Annotated in this window: 16 protein-coding genes; 8 read left to right on the top strand and 8 right to left on the bottom strand. The window is 73.3% G+C overall.

The annotated features are described in order from the left end of the window. Window positions 1–88: 88 nt before the first annotated feature. From AB0Q96_RS01180 to asnB, 6 genes are all read right to left on the bottom strand, one after another. Window positions 89–286, bottom strand: a complete 198-nt coding sequence (locus tag AB0Q96_RS01180; RefSeq protein WP_365320934.1) for a hypothetical protein — start codon at window positions 284–286, stop codon at window positions 89–91. Between the two features lie 217 nt (window positions 287–503). Continuing rightward, entirely contained in the window at window positions 504–1,802 is a 1,299-nt protein-coding gene (mshA, locus tag AB0Q96_RS01175) for a D-inositol-3-phosphate glycosyltransferase (RefSeq protein ID WP_365321176.1), read from the bottom strand. A gap of 175 nt (window positions 1,803–1,977) precedes the next feature. After that, window positions 1,978–3,543 (bottom strand): class I tRNA ligase family protein, encoded by a 1,566-nt coding sequence (locus tag AB0Q96_RS01170; RefSeq protein WP_365320933.1) that lies wholly within the window; start codon window positions 3,541–3,543, stop codon window positions 1,978–1,980. A gap of 89 nt (window positions 3,544–3,632) precedes the next feature. Further along, a complete protein-coding gene (locus AB0Q96_RS01165) occupies window positions 3,633–4,370 on the bottom strand; it encodes an SDR family oxidoreductase (protein ID WP_365320932.1) in 738 nt (245 codons plus the stop codon). A 146-nt stretch (window positions 4,371–4,516) separates the two neighbouring features. Continuing rightward, window positions 4,517–5,488: a hypothetical protein gene (locus AB0Q96_RS01160; RefSeq protein ID WP_365320931.1), complete on the bottom strand. Its 972-nt coding sequence runs from the start codon at window positions 5,486–5,488 to the stop codon at window positions 4,517–4,519. Then, complete coding sequence (asnB, locus tag AB0Q96_RS01155) at window positions 5,478–7,283, bottom strand: asparagine synthase (glutamine-hydrolyzing) (RefSeq protein ID WP_365320930.1); 1,806 nt, start codon at window positions 7,281–7,283, stop codon at window positions 5,478–5,480. Before asnB ends, AB0Q96_RS01160 begins: the two co-directional genes overlap by 11 nt. A 166-nt stretch (window positions 7,284–7,449) precedes the next feature. Between asnB and AB0Q96_RS01150 the strand changes: the two genes are divergently transcribed. From AB0Q96_RS01150 to AB0Q96_RS01130, 5 genes are all read left to right on the top strand, one after another. Further along, a complete protein-coding gene (locus AB0Q96_RS01150) occupies window positions 7,450–8,193 on the top strand; it encodes a PIG-L deacetylase family protein (RefSeq protein ID WP_365320929.1) in 744 nt (247 codons plus the stop codon). Between the two features lie 155 nt (window positions 8,194–8,348). Next, entirely contained in the window at window positions 8,349–8,999 is a 651-nt protein-coding gene (locus AB0Q96_RS01145; RefSeq protein WP_365320928.1) for a HEAT repeat domain-containing protein, read from the top strand. A 3-nt stretch (window positions 9,000–9,002) separates the two neighbouring features. Further along, window positions 9,003–10,049 carry a HEAT repeat domain-containing protein gene (locus tag AB0Q96_RS01140; protein ID WP_365320927.1) on the top strand — a complete coding sequence of 349 codons (1,047 nt, stop codon included), beginning with the start codon at window positions 9,003–9,005 and terminating at the stop codon, window positions 10,047–10,049. Between the two features lie 208 nt (window positions 10,050–10,257). Next, window positions 10,258–10,929: a DUF4097 family beta strand repeat-containing protein gene (locus AB0Q96_RS01135; RefSeq protein WP_365320926.1), complete on the top strand. Its 672-nt coding sequence runs from the start codon at window positions 10,258–10,260 to the stop codon at window positions 10,927–10,929. 7 nt (window positions 10,930–10,936) lie between these two features. Continuing rightward, window positions 10,937–11,074, top strand: coding sequence for a hypothetical protein (locus AB0Q96_RS01130; RefSeq protein ID WP_365320925.1), 138 nt, complete (start codon window positions 10,937–10,939; stop codon window positions 11,072–11,074). On the opposite strand, the gene AB0Q96_RS01125 is transcribed toward AB0Q96_RS01130, so the two are convergent. Together AB0Q96_RS01125 and AB0Q96_RS01120 are read right to left on the bottom strand one after the other, a co-directional pair. Next, window positions 11,071–11,457, bottom strand: a complete 387-nt coding sequence (locus AB0Q96_RS01125; protein ID WP_365320924.1) for an ATP-binding protein — start codon at window positions 11,455–11,457, stop codon at window positions 11,071–11,073. The genes AB0Q96_RS01130 and AB0Q96_RS01125 overlap by 4 nt on opposite strands. Beyond that, on the bottom strand, window positions 11,454–11,654 hold the full coding sequence (locus tag AB0Q96_RS01120; RefSeq protein WP_365320923.1) for a hypothetical protein: 201 nt from the start codon (window positions 11,652–11,654) through the stop codon (window positions 11,454–11,456). The genes AB0Q96_RS01125 and AB0Q96_RS01120 overlap by 4 nt, the downstream gene beginning before the upstream one ends. A gap of 117 nt (window positions 11,655–11,771) precedes the next feature. Between AB0Q96_RS01120 and AB0Q96_RS01115 the strand changes: the two genes are divergently transcribed. The 3 genes from AB0Q96_RS01115 to AB0Q96_RS01105 all read left to right on the top strand — a co-directional run bounded on the left by AB0Q96_RS01115 (window position 11,772) and on the right by AB0Q96_RS01105 (window position 13,605). Next, on the top strand, window positions 11,772–12,623 hold the full coding sequence (locus AB0Q96_RS01115; RefSeq protein ID WP_365320922.1) for a helix-turn-helix transcriptional regulator: 852 nt from the start codon (window positions 11,772–11,774) through the stop codon (window positions 12,621–12,623). Next, complete coding sequence (locus AB0Q96_RS01110) at window positions 12,604–12,879, top strand: DUF397 domain-containing protein (protein WP_365320921.1); 276 nt, start codon at window positions 12,604–12,606, stop codon at window positions 12,877–12,879. Before AB0Q96_RS01115 ends, AB0Q96_RS01110 begins: the two co-directional genes overlap by 20 nt. 519 nt (window positions 12,880–13,398) lie before the next feature. Continuing rightward, window positions 13,399–13,605 (top strand): hypothetical protein, encoded by a 207-nt coding sequence (locus tag AB0Q96_RS01105; RefSeq protein WP_365320920.1) that lies wholly within the window; start codon window positions 13,399–13,401, stop codon window positions 13,603–13,605. Window positions 13,606–13,716: the final 111 nt, after the last annotated feature.

Genomic DNA, 13,716 nt, shown 5'->3' with positions numbered 1-13,716 from the left:
GGAACGCATGGGGGACACGGAAAGGCCCCGCAATCGTGGCAGGTCGATTGCGGGGCCTTTTCGCTGCCGAATTGTGTCCGGCAGAAGCTCAGTTGGTCGGGGTGGGGGTGGGCGTCGGGTCCACGAAGGGCCACTCGTTGGTCACGCCGGCGTTCTGCTGCGGGGCGGCGGCGCCGTCCTCGGCGGTGGCCACGGCCGCACCTCCGGCGACGGCCAGACACGCGACCAGGGCGAGGGTGAACTGGCGGACCGTCTTGCGCACACCGGTGTTCTGCTGAGCGGACATGATTCCTCCAGGAGTGAGAATGTGAATTCCGCCTTCTGGGGGCCCGTGCCGCCGGGCGTTCCCTGAAGACATCTCTATTCTGTTCCGCCCCTGGAAGCGAATCCATAGTTGTTCTGTGCGTGCACCCGCCATGGCGTGAGTGCGTCAATGCGCCGCCCCGGCAACGGAATTGGAGCATCCGGAGCTTCCCTAACCTTTGGTCGGACCAAAAGAGATGCTAGACTTGAACTACGGCCTTCTCGTTCCTCCAGGAGAGAGGGGCCGTCGGGGCAGGGGCGTGCCGCCGCCCTTGCCCCACCCCGCCCGCCCGGTGCGACAGACCCGCCAGCGCGTCCTCGTAGACGTCGACCGTCCGCGCGGCGGAGGTGCGCCAGCTCATCCCCTGCGCGTGCCGCACCGCGGCCTCCCCCATCGACACCCGCGCCTGCGGGTGCGCCGCGAGCCACCGCAGCCGGCGGGCGTACTCCACCGGGTCGTGACCCCGTACGAGCATCCCGGTCACCCCGTCCCACACCGCCGTCGGCAGCCCGCCCACCGCCGCCGCGAGCACCGGCGTCCCGCAGGCCTGCGCCTCCAGCGCCACCAGCCCGAAGGACTCCGAGCGCGAGGGCACCACGAGCACGTCCGCCGCCCGGTACCACTCGGCCAGCCGCTCCTGCGGTACGGGAGGGCAGGCCTGGAGCACGTCCGCGACCCCCAGCTCCTCCGCGAGCCGCCACATCGAGCCCTCCCGGCCCGCCCCCGAGTGCCCGCCCACCACCGGCACCAGCAGCCGCCGGCGCAGCTCGGGCGCCATCCGCAGCAGCTCGGCGACGGCCCGCACCAGGACGTCGGGCCCCTTCAGCGGCTGGATTCTCCCCGCGTACAGCGGGACGAAGGCGTCGGCCGGGAGCCCCAGCCGCACCCGGGCCGCCGCCCGGCCCGCGCCCGGCCCGAAGGTGCGCAGGTCCACCCCCGGCCGGACCACCTCGGTGCGCGGCGGCGCCGCCCCGTACAGGGAGCGCAGCGCCTCCGCCTCGTCGGTGGTGTTGGCGATCAGCCGGTCGGCGTCGCCCACCACCTGCCGCTCGCCGCGGATCCGCAGCTCGGGCTCGGGGTGGTCGCCGTCGGAGAGGTGCGCGTTCTTCACCAGGGCCAGCGTGTGCGCGGTGTGCACCAGCGGTATCCCCCAGCCGAACGAGGCGATCCGCCCGGCCTGCCCCGACAGCCAGTAGTGCGAGTGGACCAGGTCGTAGCGCCGCCGCTCCTTGAGCAGGGCCAGCGAGAACGGCACCACCAGGTCGGGCATGGCCTCCTTGGGCAGCGGCCGGCGCGGCCCCGCGTGCAGGTGCCGGACCCGGACGCCGGGCGCGAGGTCCTCCAGGCCGGGCCGGCCCTCGCCGCGACAGCGGGTGAACAGGTCTACCTCCACGCCCTGTTCGGCGAGGGCCCGGGAGAGTTCGACCATGTAGACGTTCATTCCGCCGGCGTCCCCGGTTCCGGGCTGGTGGAGCGGGGAAGTGTGGACGCTGAGCATGGCGACGCGCAGGGACACGGGGGGCTCCTGTGGGGAGGGCCGCGTGCCCCTGCGCGTCGCGCGCACGGTCACGCGGCGGGGATGGGGACTGCGTTGCTCGTGTTTCTCACGTACTCGTTTACTGAGTTACTTAGCTGATTAGTAGTCGTGGGCGCAGGAATCCGGTGCGAGTCCGTCAGAACCCGTAGACCGGACCGGAGGGCGGCGCGAGCCGCGTCCCCGGCAGCGGGGCGATCAGGGCCGACCAGTCGACCGGGCGTCCCGGCGCCACCTGGAGCGCCGACGCCAGCCGGTCCGCGCCCTCCGGCATCACCGGCCGCGACCACGCGGACAGCGCGGAGGCCACCGCCAACTGGGCGGCGAGCGACGGCAGATGGCGGCAGGAGTTGCTGGGCCGGCAGCGCTCGTGGGCGTTGACGTGGCCGAAGTCGGCCACCGAGCGGACCATCTCGTCGAGCACGGCCACCGCGCGGCGCGGGTCGAAGGCGTCGGGGCCGTACGCCTCGCGCAGGTCGTCCACGCCCCGGTGCAGCCGCCGCTCCAGGATCTCCCAGCCGGTGCCGCCCGGCATGGCCTGCGGGGCGAGCCCGTCGCACTCCTCGCGGACGGACGCGAACAGCCGGGCCAGCCAGCTGTTCCAGTTCTCGTCGAGCTCCAGGCGGGCGGCGGCGAGCCGGTCGCGCTGGAAGACGGTGCGGCGGCCGGTCGGGCGGGCCTGGAGGACATGGCGGCGCAGCGTGTCGGAGCCGTACTCGGTGAGCAGGTCGAGCGCCCACACGTTGCCCTCGCGGACGCCCTCCTCCACGATGTACGACTCGTTGACGTTGAACTCCTGCGGCAGCTTCACGTCCTGCGCGAGGAGCAGCACCGGCAGCAGCACCGCGTGGCAGAAGGCGTGCCCGAACCCGCAGAAGTGGATGGTGCGGCGGGGCAGCGGGCCCTTGGTGTCGTAGCCGAACAGGTGCATGGCGGCGGCCTCGAAACAGCCGTCGATGCGGTGCTCGGGGAAGCCCTCGACCGGCACCGGCAGGCCCCAGTCGGCGGGGTGCCCGACGGCGATGTCCGGCAGCCCGTCCTCGACCAGCGACTCGCACAGCGCGGCCAGGCGCGGCGGCAGGCCGGCCTCCGCCCAGTACTCGGCGAGGGTCTCGCGGAACGGCTCCAGGGGTACGTAGAGCCGCCGGCAGCGCTTGGCCTGCGCCGGGGTGTCGCAGAGCGAGCAGCGCGGCGAGATGAGGTCGCCGCCGTCGTTGGGGCGGGCGCACTCGTGGCACATGCCGCCGTCGCTGGTGGCCCCGCAGTGCGGGCAGCTGCCGGTGACGTGCGCCCCGTGCAGCCACCGCTCGCACGGCTCGCAGTACGGCAGCAGCCGGGTGCGCGGGGCGATGACCCCTTGCGCGTACAGGCGGCTGAAGAGCTCCTGCACCCAGCGTGCGTAGCCCTTGTCGCGGCGCGGCCGCACGATGTGGTCGAACTCGACGCCGGACCGCAGCCAGTCCGCGGTGATCGCCGCGCGGTAGCCCTCGGCGACCTCCTCCGGCTTGCGGTTGTGGCGCAGCGCTCTGACCTCCACCGAGCTGGCGTGGTCGGCGGTACCGGTGGTGAACCGGACCGGCTCGCCCTCGGCCCGCAGGTAGCGGGTGAGGACGTCGGCCGCGACGTAGGGGCCGGCGAGGTGTCCGATGTGCAGTTCGCCATGGGTGGCCGGAGGGGTCGCGGTGATCCAGACAGGGGTGCTCATGGGACCTCCTTGACGCTGTGGGGCGGTGAGCTTCAGCGAGTTCGGGTCGGCGGTACCGCGGTCGGCTGGTGCGCGATCGGCGGTTTCGGTCAGCGGGGTTCGAAGTGGAACGAGCGGATGAAGCAGTCACGGGGCTGCTCGACGGCGTACACGATGCATTCGAAGAGCGCCTGGGTGGTCAGCTTCTCGTCGGGGGCTATTCCGTCGGGATTCGAGCCGTCCCATTCCGCGAAGCGCGGGTCGGAGGTCGAGAAGTCCGGCGGGAAGAGCGAGAACACCCGCACCCCGGACGGCCGCAGCCGGCGGGAGAGGATGTCGGCGAATCCGGCCTGCGCGCTCTTCGCCGCCCAGAAAGCCTCGTGGGCGGCGCCCGCGGAGGCGCCCTCGGCGTCGCGCACGGCGACCATGTTCACGATGTCGGGGCGCAGCGAGCCGCGCAGCAGCGGCAGGAAGTGCTTCACCATCAGGACGGTGCCGCCGGCCGTCGACTCGATCGTCTCGACGATCTCGGCGTCGCTGGCCGCCTCCAGGTCCATGCCGTCCAGCCACCGGGCCCCGTTGTTGACCAGGAGGTCGACCCGGTCGGTGCGCTCGCCGACCCGGGCCGCGAACTCGCGGATCTCGGCGGGGCGGCTCAGGTCGCAGCCGAAGGCGTGGATGCGGTCACGGGCCGAGCCCATGACCTCGGAGCGGGTGCGCTCGGCCGCCTCCACGGTGCGCGCCGACACATAGACCTCGGCGCCGAGATGGGCGAATCCGACAGCGAGGGCGCGGCCGAAATAGCGGGACGCGCCGGTCACGACGACACGCAGATTCTCGAATTTCATGTGTGTCTGCTCTCCCCACGGATACGCCACGGATACGCACGGACCACGGCACGGACACGAATCCGATAGGGCGTGCCACCGATTGCCGGTCGTCATTCAGCGTGACAGAGGTTCGCGGGGGACCGCGCGTCAACGGGGGTGCGCGTTCACGCCGTTGCGTGGACACGCCAGGGGAGTTCGAGCCGGTCGAGGACCCGGGCCCGCTTGTGGTGCACGCCGACCCGGTCGGGCCCGGTGGAGACGGTGACGACACCGCCGGGCGTCCTGACCGTACCGCCCGCGCCGCCCGGCACGACAGTGCCGTCGAGGGCCGCGGCGGCGGCGAGGGCGGCGGCGCCGGTGAGGGCGAGGCGGGGGTGCCAGCCGCCGACGGTGAGGGCCCGCACGAAGAGCCCGCCGGGCTCGTCGCGGAACGCGGCGATCTTCGGCAGCGGCGAGTGCGGGGCGTACCCGAGCAGCCGCGCGGCCTCGGCCCGGAGCCGCAGCAGGACCGCCTCCGCGCCCTCCTCGGCGCCCAGGTGGCGTGCGTCGACGAAGACGTACGGGTTGCCGTACCGGACGAGGGAGACGGGCACGCCGAGCAGCACGTCCACGGGCCGGCCGGTGGGCAGGGTCCCGGCGGCGGTGGGCGCCCGCAGGAAGTACAGCGCCCGCCCGCCGCCCTCCTCCGCCTCCACCCGCACGGTGTCGCCCGTCGTCACGGCCCGCACGGTGACGGGCCCGTCGCGCCCCTCCGCGACGACGCACCCGAGCAGCGAATGCCCGCACCCCGTACGGAAGTCGAACCGCCCGCCGGGCAGCGCCTGCACGAACCGGTAGTCGAGGTCGACCCCGCGGCGGGACGAGACCCCGTACACCGCGATCTTGTTGACCTCCGCGTACGGGGTCCCCCGCAGCCCCCGGCGCAGCGCCGCCAGTTCGTGCCCGAGGGCGAGGGCGCCCGGGGGGAGGTGGTCGAGCCGGACGACGAGGGTGGGCCCGGGGGCGTCGTCGGCGCGGACGACGGTGACGGGGACGGTACGGGGGTGGGCGCGGGCGCGCTCCGGCGCCGCCCCCTCGTGCCCCGGCGGCGCGCCTCCGCCACTCCCGCAGGGGCGGCCGGGCACCTCAGGCCGCACAGCCCACCGGGATGCGCATGCCCTGCACGACCTCCGTCCACAGTTCGTGCACGGCCAGGCCCCACAGGGCCATCGCCGCGAGCTGGTTGGGGCGTTCCAGGTGCCGTTCGAGGAGCTTCTGGACGCGGTCCGCGCGGATCTTGCCGCCGAGCACCAGGCGGGCCGGGGAGAGGAGTTCGCGGACGGTGTCCAGGAGGGGGCCGCCGGGGGCGAGCATGGCGGCGACGGGCAGGGTGAAGGGCTGCTTGGGGCGGTTGAGGACGGCGGCGGGCAGGAGGTCGTCCCCCGCCTCGTACAGTGCCGGCTTGCCGTGCCGGGCCGCCGCCGGGAGCGCGCGGGCGTGCGTGACGACCCCGGGCTGGCAGAACGGCATGCGCGCCTCCACGGCCCAGGCCATCGACAGGTGGTCCACCCGCCGCAGGTGGTACGCGGGCAGCCGCCACCGCGTCTCGAAGGCGCTGAGCGCGGTGACCCGGTCGCCCCCGGCGGCGTCGGCCGAGCGCAGTTCCTGCTCGATGCGGTCGGCCGCCGAGCCGTGGTCGGCGATGTACGCGGCGTACGAGGACGTGTACAGGTGCTCCCGCAGGAGCCGGGGCGCGGCGGAGAGCGCGTCGGCGTACGCCCCGGCCCAGTCGATGCCGGGCGGCGCGGCGAGCGCGGCCCGCATCCGGTCGTACCCGCCGAAGAGCTCGTCGGCGCCGTCGCCGGTGAGCGCGACGGTGAAGCCGCTCTCGCGGACGGCGCGGAACAGCGCGTACGTGGAGAGGGCGATGGGGTCCGCGTTGGGCTGCCCCAGGTGGCGGACGGTACGGGTGAGGAGCGAGGGGATCTCGTCCGGGTCGACGACGACCTCGTGGTGCACGGTCCGGGCCCGCCGCGCGACGGAACGCGCGTACGCGGCCTCGGAGTCGGGCCACTTGCCCCGGTAGGTGAGGTGGAAGGTGTGCAGCGGCGGCGCGTCCGTCTCGCGGGCGTGCTCGGCGGCGAGCGCGGTGATCAGCCCGGAGTCGAGCCCGCCGCTGGTGACCGCGCAGACGGGCACGTCGGCGGTGGCGAGCCGGCGCACCTCGTGCCGCAGCACGTCCTGCGTGTCGCCGAGCGGCTGGGCGGCGTGCGCGGGGCGGCGCCGTACGACGGGGGCGCAGCCGGGCCGGACGAGCGCGGTCGCGCCGGGCGGCAGGACGTCGATGCCGTCGAGGGCGGTGCGCGCGGAGAAGGAGGTGCGGGTGGCGAGGACGGTGTCGAGGGCGTCCTCGCGCGGGGCGATCCGGACGCCCTCGAAGGCGAGCAGCGCGGGGATCTCGGAGGCGAAGCGGGTGGAGCCGTCGTACGGGTCGTGGTGGAGGTGGATGGGCTTCATGCCCATGTCGTCGACGGCGAGGACGAGTTGGGCGGTGCCGGGGCGCAGGTCGAGGATCGCGACGGCGAACATGCCGTCGAGGTGCTCGGCGAAGGCGGCCCCGTACTCGGCGTACAGCGCGGGCAGCAGCGTGCCGTCGCAGCGGTCGGGGAAGCGGTGGCCGCGCGCGGCGAGGCGGCGGCGCAGCTCGGTGTGGTTGTAGATCTCGCCGTTGAGCACGGCGAGGATCCCGGGCAGGTGGGGCAGCCGGTAGGGCTGCCGCCCGCCGCAGGGGTCGGTGACGGCGAGCCGGTCGCAGCCGAGCGACCAGCCGGGACCGCTGAGGATCTGGTGCTCGTCGGGGCCGCCGTGCCGCTGCCGGCCCGAGACCGCCGCGAGCTCGGCGGGGTCGGGTCGCGCCGCACCCGCGGCGATGGTGCCGAGAATCCTGCACATGGCCGGTCGCCTCCGGATCTCTCTGGCTCTCTCTACCAGTCTCTGTCCACGTGGAACACCCAATGATTTGAATCTACCAACTTTTTGAATGGCGCGTAAGTGCCATGTCCTGTTCACGCCACGACTTGGCCTTGCGACGCCCCCGCCGCACCAAGAGGCTGGCCCCATGGAGGACTTCGCGACGACCGACCCGACCGTCCGCAGCGCACCGGAATCCCTGCTGGTGGTGGCGGCACACCCGGACGACATCGAGTTCTGCGTCAGCGGCACCGTGATGCAGTGGATCGAACGCGGCACCCGCGTCACCTACTGCATCGTCACCGACGGCGGCGCGGGCGGTTACGACGAGGCGCTCCCCCGCCAGGCCATGGCGGACCTGCGCCGGGCCGAGCAGGTCCACTCGGCGAAACTCAGCGGCGTCGCCGACGTCCGCTTCCTCGGCTACCCCGACAGCTTCGTCGAAGCCTCCGTCGACCTGCGCCGCGACCTGTGCCGGGTCATCCGCGAGGTGCGCCCGCAGCGCGCGATCATCCCGTCCCCCGAGATCAACTGGGCCCGCGTGGCCGACCTGCACCCCGACCACCGCGCCGTCGGCGACGCCTGTCTGCGCGCGATCTACCCCGAGGCCCGCAACCCCTTCGCCCACCGGCAACTCCTCAAGGAGGAGGGCCTGGAGCCGTGGACGGTCCACGAGCTCTGGCTGATGACGGGCCCGACCCCGAACCAGTACGTGGACGTCACCCCCGTCTTCGACCGCAAGGTCGAGGCCCTGCGCATCCACACCTCCCAGACCGCCCACTTCGACGACCTGGCCGGGCTGCTGCGCGACTGGCTGAGCGAACACGCGCGGGCGGGCGGGCTGCCGGTGGGGCGGATGGCGGAGGCGTTCCAGATCGTCCACATCGACTGAGCCGGGGGCGGGGGCCGGGGGCCCCGACCGACCCCGGCCGGCCCCGGGTCTTGCCGGGCCCCTGCGGCCCTCACCGTCCCCTGCCGGCCGCCTCCCTTTGGCCTTGACCTTGACACGGTGACAAGCCCTTCACTGTGGCCGAGGAGGTGGCCCCCATGACCACGACACGCACCCTGCGCGGGCTGGCGCACGACGACCCCTCGGTCCGGCTCCGTACGGCCCTGGCGGTCGGCACGGACCCGGAACCGTCCGACGTCGGCACCCTCGTCGACCGTTGCGCGGTCGAGCCCGACTTCTCCGTGCGCGAGATGCTGACCTGGGCGCTCACCCGGCACACGCCCGCGGCGACGGTCCCGGCGCTGGTCGACGAGGTCCGCTCGGACCGCGCCCAGGCCCGGAGCCAGGCCCTGCACACCCTCTCCAAGATCGGCGACCGGCGGGCCTGGCCGGCGATCACCCCGGCCCTGCTCTCCGACCCGGACGACGAGGTGGCCCGGAGCGCCTGGCGGGCCGCGGTCGTCCTCGTACCGGAAGGTGAGGAGCCCGCGCTGGCCGTAGGGTTGGCGACGCAGCTCGGACGCGGGCCGCGCGAGACGCGCCTGAGCCTGAGCCGGGCGCTGATCGCGCTCGGCGAGGCCATGCTGCCGGCGCTGGGCACGGCGGCGGCGCACCCCGACCCGGAGGTGCGGGCGCACGCGCTCGCCACGGAGGTCCTGTGGCGGGACCCGGAGGCCGGCTTCGAGTTCGCGGTCGAGGAGGCGAAGCGCGTCGTGGCCCTCGGCGGGGAGGGCCAGGGAGGACGGTAGGCGGTGCTGATCGGAGAGGTCGCGCGGCGGTCCGGGGTCAGCGCCCGGATGCTCCGGCACTACGAGTCCCTCGGCCTGGTCCGCCCGACCGGACGCAGTGGCTCCGGGTACCGCGAGTACTCCGACGAGAACATCCGGCGCGTCTTCCACATCGAGAGCCTGCGCTCGCTCGGACTGTCGCTGCGCGAGGTCGGGCGCGCGCTCGACGACCCGGGCTTCGCCCCGGCGGAGCTGGTGGCCGACCTCGTACGGCAGACCCGGGAGCGCATCGCGGCGGAGACCGAGCTGCTGACGCGGCTGCGCCGGATCGACGCGGCGGAACCGGCCGCCTGGGAGGAGGTCCTGCGGATCACCGCCCTCCTCCAGGCGCTGGCCTCCAAGAGCCCCGACACCCGCCAGAGCGCGGCCCTGTCGTCGGCGCCCGCCGCCGCGGAGACCCCCGTACCGGTGGAGGCCCTCGTCGAGGCCGTCCTGGCCGAGCCCGACCCGATCGTCTCGGGCGCCCTCCACTGGGCCCTGGCCCGGACCGGCGAGGGCACGGCACCGCTGCTCGCGGCGGGCCTCGGCTCCCCCCGCGCCACGGTACGGAAGCGGGCCGTCCGCGCCCTGGCCGAACTCCCGGACGCCGGGGCGACGGCCCTGCTCCGTGACGCCCTCACCGGCCCGGACCCGGAGGTCCGGGCCTACGCGGCCCTGGCGCTCGGCGCACGCGGGGTGCCGGAGGCGATCCCGACCCTCGTCGACATGGTGGTGGAGGAGCGCAACGACGCGGACGCGGCCGACGCGCTGAGCACCCTGGCGTCGGGATCGGGCGGGGCGGCGCGTATGGACCACGCCGCCCGGATCGCCGCCGACCGGATCGCCGCCGCCCTGGTCACCCGTCTCGCCCACCCGGCGACCTCCCCGGCCGCGCGTCAGCGCCTCACGCAGGCCCTGGCGGACGTCCCCGGCGCGGCGGCCTCCCGGGCCCTCGCGGAGCTGTCGCGGGACGAGGACCGGGCGGTCGCCCTGACGGCGACGTACGTCCTGGGGCTGCGCGAGGACGGGTAGCCCCAGGAGGGCGTTCACCAGTCATCCATTGCAACGCACCGCAAGGGAGCTGTTGCGTTACCGGCATGCCCGTTGCAACGATTTAAGCACTCTGACGTGCACTAACACCCATTCCACGCAACGTTGCCGTTGCGCACTCCTCGAACGCAACGTAGCGTTTCCCATGTCAGAAAGACACCGGGAACGCCACTCCAGAGGAGCAGGAACCATGCTGAACTTCGCCACCACCGCCCCGATCACCGCCGTCCTCGACATCCCCGCCGGCCGCGTCCAGCTCATCGCCGCCGACCGCCAGGACGCCACCGTCGACATCCGCCCCGCCAACCCCACCAAGGGCCGCGACGTGAAGGCCGCCGAGCGCGTCCAGGTCGCCTTCGCCGACGGCGTCCTGCGGATCCAGTCCCCCGAGCCGGAGAACAAGCTCTTCGGCAACTCCGGCGCCGTCGAGGTGACCGTCCAGCTCCCGGCCGGCTCCCGCGTGGAGGCCAAGGCCGCCGCCGCCGACCTGCGCGGCGTCGGACGCCTCGGCGACGTCGCCCTCGAAGCCGCCCAGGGCCAGGTCAAGCTGGACGAGGCCGCCAGCGCCCGGGTGAGCGTCATGGACGGGGACGTCCTGGTCGGCCGCCTCGACGGCCCCGCCGAGATCCGCACCATGCGCGGCGACATCAAGGTCACCGGCGCCGTCCGCGGCGCCGTCGAACTCCGCACCGAGAAGGGCGACATCGAGGTCACCGCCGCCCGCGGCGCCTCCGCGACCCTCGACGCCGGCACCGGCTACGGCCGCGTCAGCAACGCCCTCGCCAACACCGCCGGCGCCGCCGCCGAACTGCGCATCCGCGCCACCACCGGGTACGGCGACATCACCGCGCGCAGCCTGTGACGGGACCTTGCACCACACCAGCCACTTCCGCGGCCCGAACGGCGAGCGGACCGGCAGCGGCGAGTACGCCGAGGGCGACCTCGCCCCCGAGGGCCGCGTCCGCCGCGACGGCTGGTGGGTGTACGCGGAGGAGCTGGACGGCTAGACCCGCCGCTCCCCGGCACGGGGGCCGTCCCGGACGCCGGGCAGCTCGCACCACACCGTCTTCCCGTACGGCCCCTGCTCCACGCCCCACCGCAGCGCCACCGCCTCCACGATCCCGAGCCCCCGCCCCGACTCGGCCCCGTCCACGACCTCCCGCAGTACGGGCCACACCCGCGGATCCGGATCCGTCACCGCGACCCGCGTCCGCCCCTCCCGCGTCGCCTCCACCCGTACGGTGACCGGGGTCCCCTCCCCCACGTGCACGATGACGTTCGTCAGCAACTCACTGACACAGAGCCGCAGATCGTCCCCCTCCACCATCCGGCGCACCTCCGGCACCGCCTTCGGGACCGCGATCACCTCGACCGCGAACGGCAGCGTCACCCGCCGGCCGCCTTCCGCAGCGCCTCCGTCAGCTGGCGCGCGGTCGCCACGTTGCAGTTGCCCAGAGCGACCAGCGGAGGCCGGACCGTCCGCCCCGCGAGCGTCACCGGATCCACCCCCAGGGAGGGCAGGACGACGCCGTGAGCTGCGAGAGCGGTACGGAGGGCTTCGACGTCGGGCCTGATGTCGTCGGTCATGCGGGTTCCGCCTTTCGTTGCGTGCCGTGACGAACCCCTCACACGCTGCCGCGCCGAGCCCTACCGTGGAAGGGTTTCCCGCTCCACGACGCAAGGTGCGAAAGGCGGTCCTCAACGGTGGCTGCGCGCAAGGAGATCGACGGCTCGGCGAGCGTCCCGCAGTTCTACGGGAAGGAGCTCCGCTTCAAGAGGGAGGAGGCGGGGCTGACGCTGGAGGGCTTGGTCGAGGGCAGTTTCTTCGGAGTGACCTACCTGAGCGAGATCGAGCACGGCAAGCGCCGTATGCCGATGGACCTGGCCCGGCACGTGGACCGGGTACTCAGGACGGACGGCTTCTTCGAGCGCCGGTGCGAGGATGTACGCAAGGCGAAGCAGGGTGCCCACGCCGCGTACTTCGCGGCGATCGCTGAGGCGGAGAAGCGGGCGCTGGTGATCGAGCGGTGGAGCAACGCGCTGATTCCGGGCTTGCTCCAGACCCCGGCGTACGCGAGGGCCGTTGTCCGCTTCACGGAACCGCTGGACACCCCAGAGGAGGTCCAGGCGAGGATCGACGCCCGAATGGAGCGGGCGAAGCTCTTCGACGACCCGAAGAAGCCCGAGTACTGGGTCATCATGCACGAATCGGTGGTGCGCGAATCCACGATCTCGACTGAGGAGATGGCTCAGCAACTCGACCACATCGCAGCCCTGGTGCGGCGGGGCCGAGTGTCTTTGCAGATCCTCCCGTGGAACGCACCGACGCAGCCCTTCATGGAGCTGTCGATGATGTTCATGGAGTTCGAGGACGAGCCGCCGCTGATGTACACGGAGGGGCCGTACCACGGTCAGACAATCGACGATCCGTCCCTCCTGAGGCAGTACCGCAAGGCATACGATCGGCTGAGGGCCGCCGCTTTGTCGCCGGAGGCGTCCCTCGTCCTGATCGAACAAGCAGTTGAGGACTACCGACATGGCCAGCAACGCACTTGATCTGACCGCCGCCGTCTGGCGCAAGAGCAGCTACAGCAACGGCAGCGGTGGCGAGTGCGTCGAAGTAGCAGAGGGCTTCGCGCACTGGCGCAAGAGCAGCTACAGCAACACCTCCGGCGGCGACTGCCTCGAAGTCCGGGACGACACCCCCGGCCTCGTCCCCGTCCGCGACTCCAAGCGCCCCGACGGCCCCGTCCTCGTCGTCACGGCCGCCGCCTGGGCGCCGTTCGTCGCGGCGGTCAAGGCGTACGGCTGAGCAGCCGGTCCGCCCCGGGCCACCCGCCTGCCCGATTCCCGCCCCACTGCCTACTGCTGAACGCGGGTTGCCTGAGCGTTTCTGCGTGGCCAATGAGGTCGCCGCCACCGCGCCCCGATCTTCGTCCGCCTGACTGTCAGCTGTCCGGTCAGGTGGTCGATGCGGTCCCGCGCGGGTGGGGCAGTCGTCTCCAGGCCGCAACGGCAGGTTCCCGGCCTCGTACGCGGCGTCGATCTCGTCCTTCGTCAGCTCGCGGTTTCCGACGGCGGTGAACTCCCACTTGCTGGACTCGACCTCGCTCCAGCCGTCCGGGTCGAGTTCGTGGACGCGGCGCACGAGGCCGTCCACGGCCACGATCGCGTACTGGGCCTCAGCACGGACCCTCTTGCCAATGGGCCGGATCCCCCGGTCGCTCGCGTACTGCCCGGCGTCGCCGACTTCGCCGCGCGGGTCGGCGGGGTCCTCCCGAACCCGGTCCCGCCGCGAGATCACCGCGGCCACCTTCTTGCCGTGGCGGACATGACCGAAGCGCTGCTCGGCGGCCTGTCGGCTGGTGCCGAGCGCGTCGCCGACGTCGGCGAACGTAGTATCCGGCAAGAGGCGCCCCCGTTCTTCTCGGCCGACTGCGGGCCGCCCGCCCGGCGGCCCTCCGCTTCGCCGGGCCCCGCCCGCACCCCGGGCGGCAGCGGCGCGAGGTCCTGGGACACCCTTCCGTCCCGGCTGTGATTCACGTCACTGCCGGCGGCTCGGTGCAGCACCCGGCCCCGTTCCGCCGTCATGGGGGCAGTGATCGGGACGGGACGAGGAGAGGAGGTCGGCGGGTGAGGTTTCGCAGGA

Source organism: Streptomyces sp. NPDC093111 (genome assembly GCF_040683955.1).
In the GTDB taxonomy this organism is placed as follows: domain Bacteria; phylum Actinomycetota; class Actinomycetes; order Streptomycetales; family Streptomycetaceae; genus Streptomyces.
The sequence above is the reverse complement of the archived record's forward strand: the minus strand, read 5'-3'. Positions and strand labels throughout refer to the sequence as shown.

Bases quoted from the DNA above. Each gene is read 5' to 3' on its own strand.
- AB0Q96_RS01180 (WP_365320934.1), bottom strand. From the start codon at position 286: ATGTCCGCTCAGCAGAACACCGGTGTGCGCAAGACGGTCCGCCAGTTC.
- mshA (WP_365321176.1), bottom strand. From the start codon at position 1,802: ATGCTCAGCGTCCACACTTCCCCGCTCCACCAGCCCGGAACCGGGGAC.
- AB0Q96_RS01170 (WP_365320933.1), bottom strand. From the start codon at position 3,543: ATGAGCACCCCTGTCTGGATCACCGCGACCCCTCCGGCCACCCATGGC.
- AB0Q96_RS01165 (WP_365320932.1), bottom strand. From the start codon at position 4,370: ATGAAATTCGAGAATCTGCGTGTCGTCGTGACCGGCGCGTCCCGCTAT.
- asnB (WP_365320930.1), bottom strand. From the start codon at position 7,283: ATGTGCAGGATTCTCGGCACCATCGCCGCGGGTGCGGCGCGACCCGAC.
- AB0Q96_RS01150 (WP_365320929.1), top strand. From the start codon at position 7,450: ATGGAGGACTTCGCGACGACCGACCCGACCGTCCGCAGCGCACCGGAA.
- AB0Q96_RS01145 (WP_365320928.1), top strand. From the start codon at position 8,349: ATGACCACGACACGCACCCTGCGCGGGCTGGCGCACGACGACCCCTCG.
- AB0Q96_RS01135 (WP_365320926.1), top strand. From the start codon at position 10,258: ATGCTGAACTTCGCCACCACCGCCCCGATCACCGCCGTCCTCGACATC.
- AB0Q96_RS01120 (WP_365320923.1), bottom strand. From the start codon at position 11,654: ATGACCGACGACATCAGGCCCGACGTCGAAGCCCTCCGTACCGCTCTC.
- AB0Q96_RS01110 (WP_365320921.1), top strand. From the start codon at position 12,604: ATGGCCAGCAACGCACTTGATCTGACCGCCGCCGTCTGGCGCAAGAGC.
- AB0Q96_RS01105 (WP_365320920.1), top strand. From the start codon at position 13,399: ATGACCGAAGCGCTGCTCGGCGGCCTGTCGGCTGGTGCCGAGCGCGTC.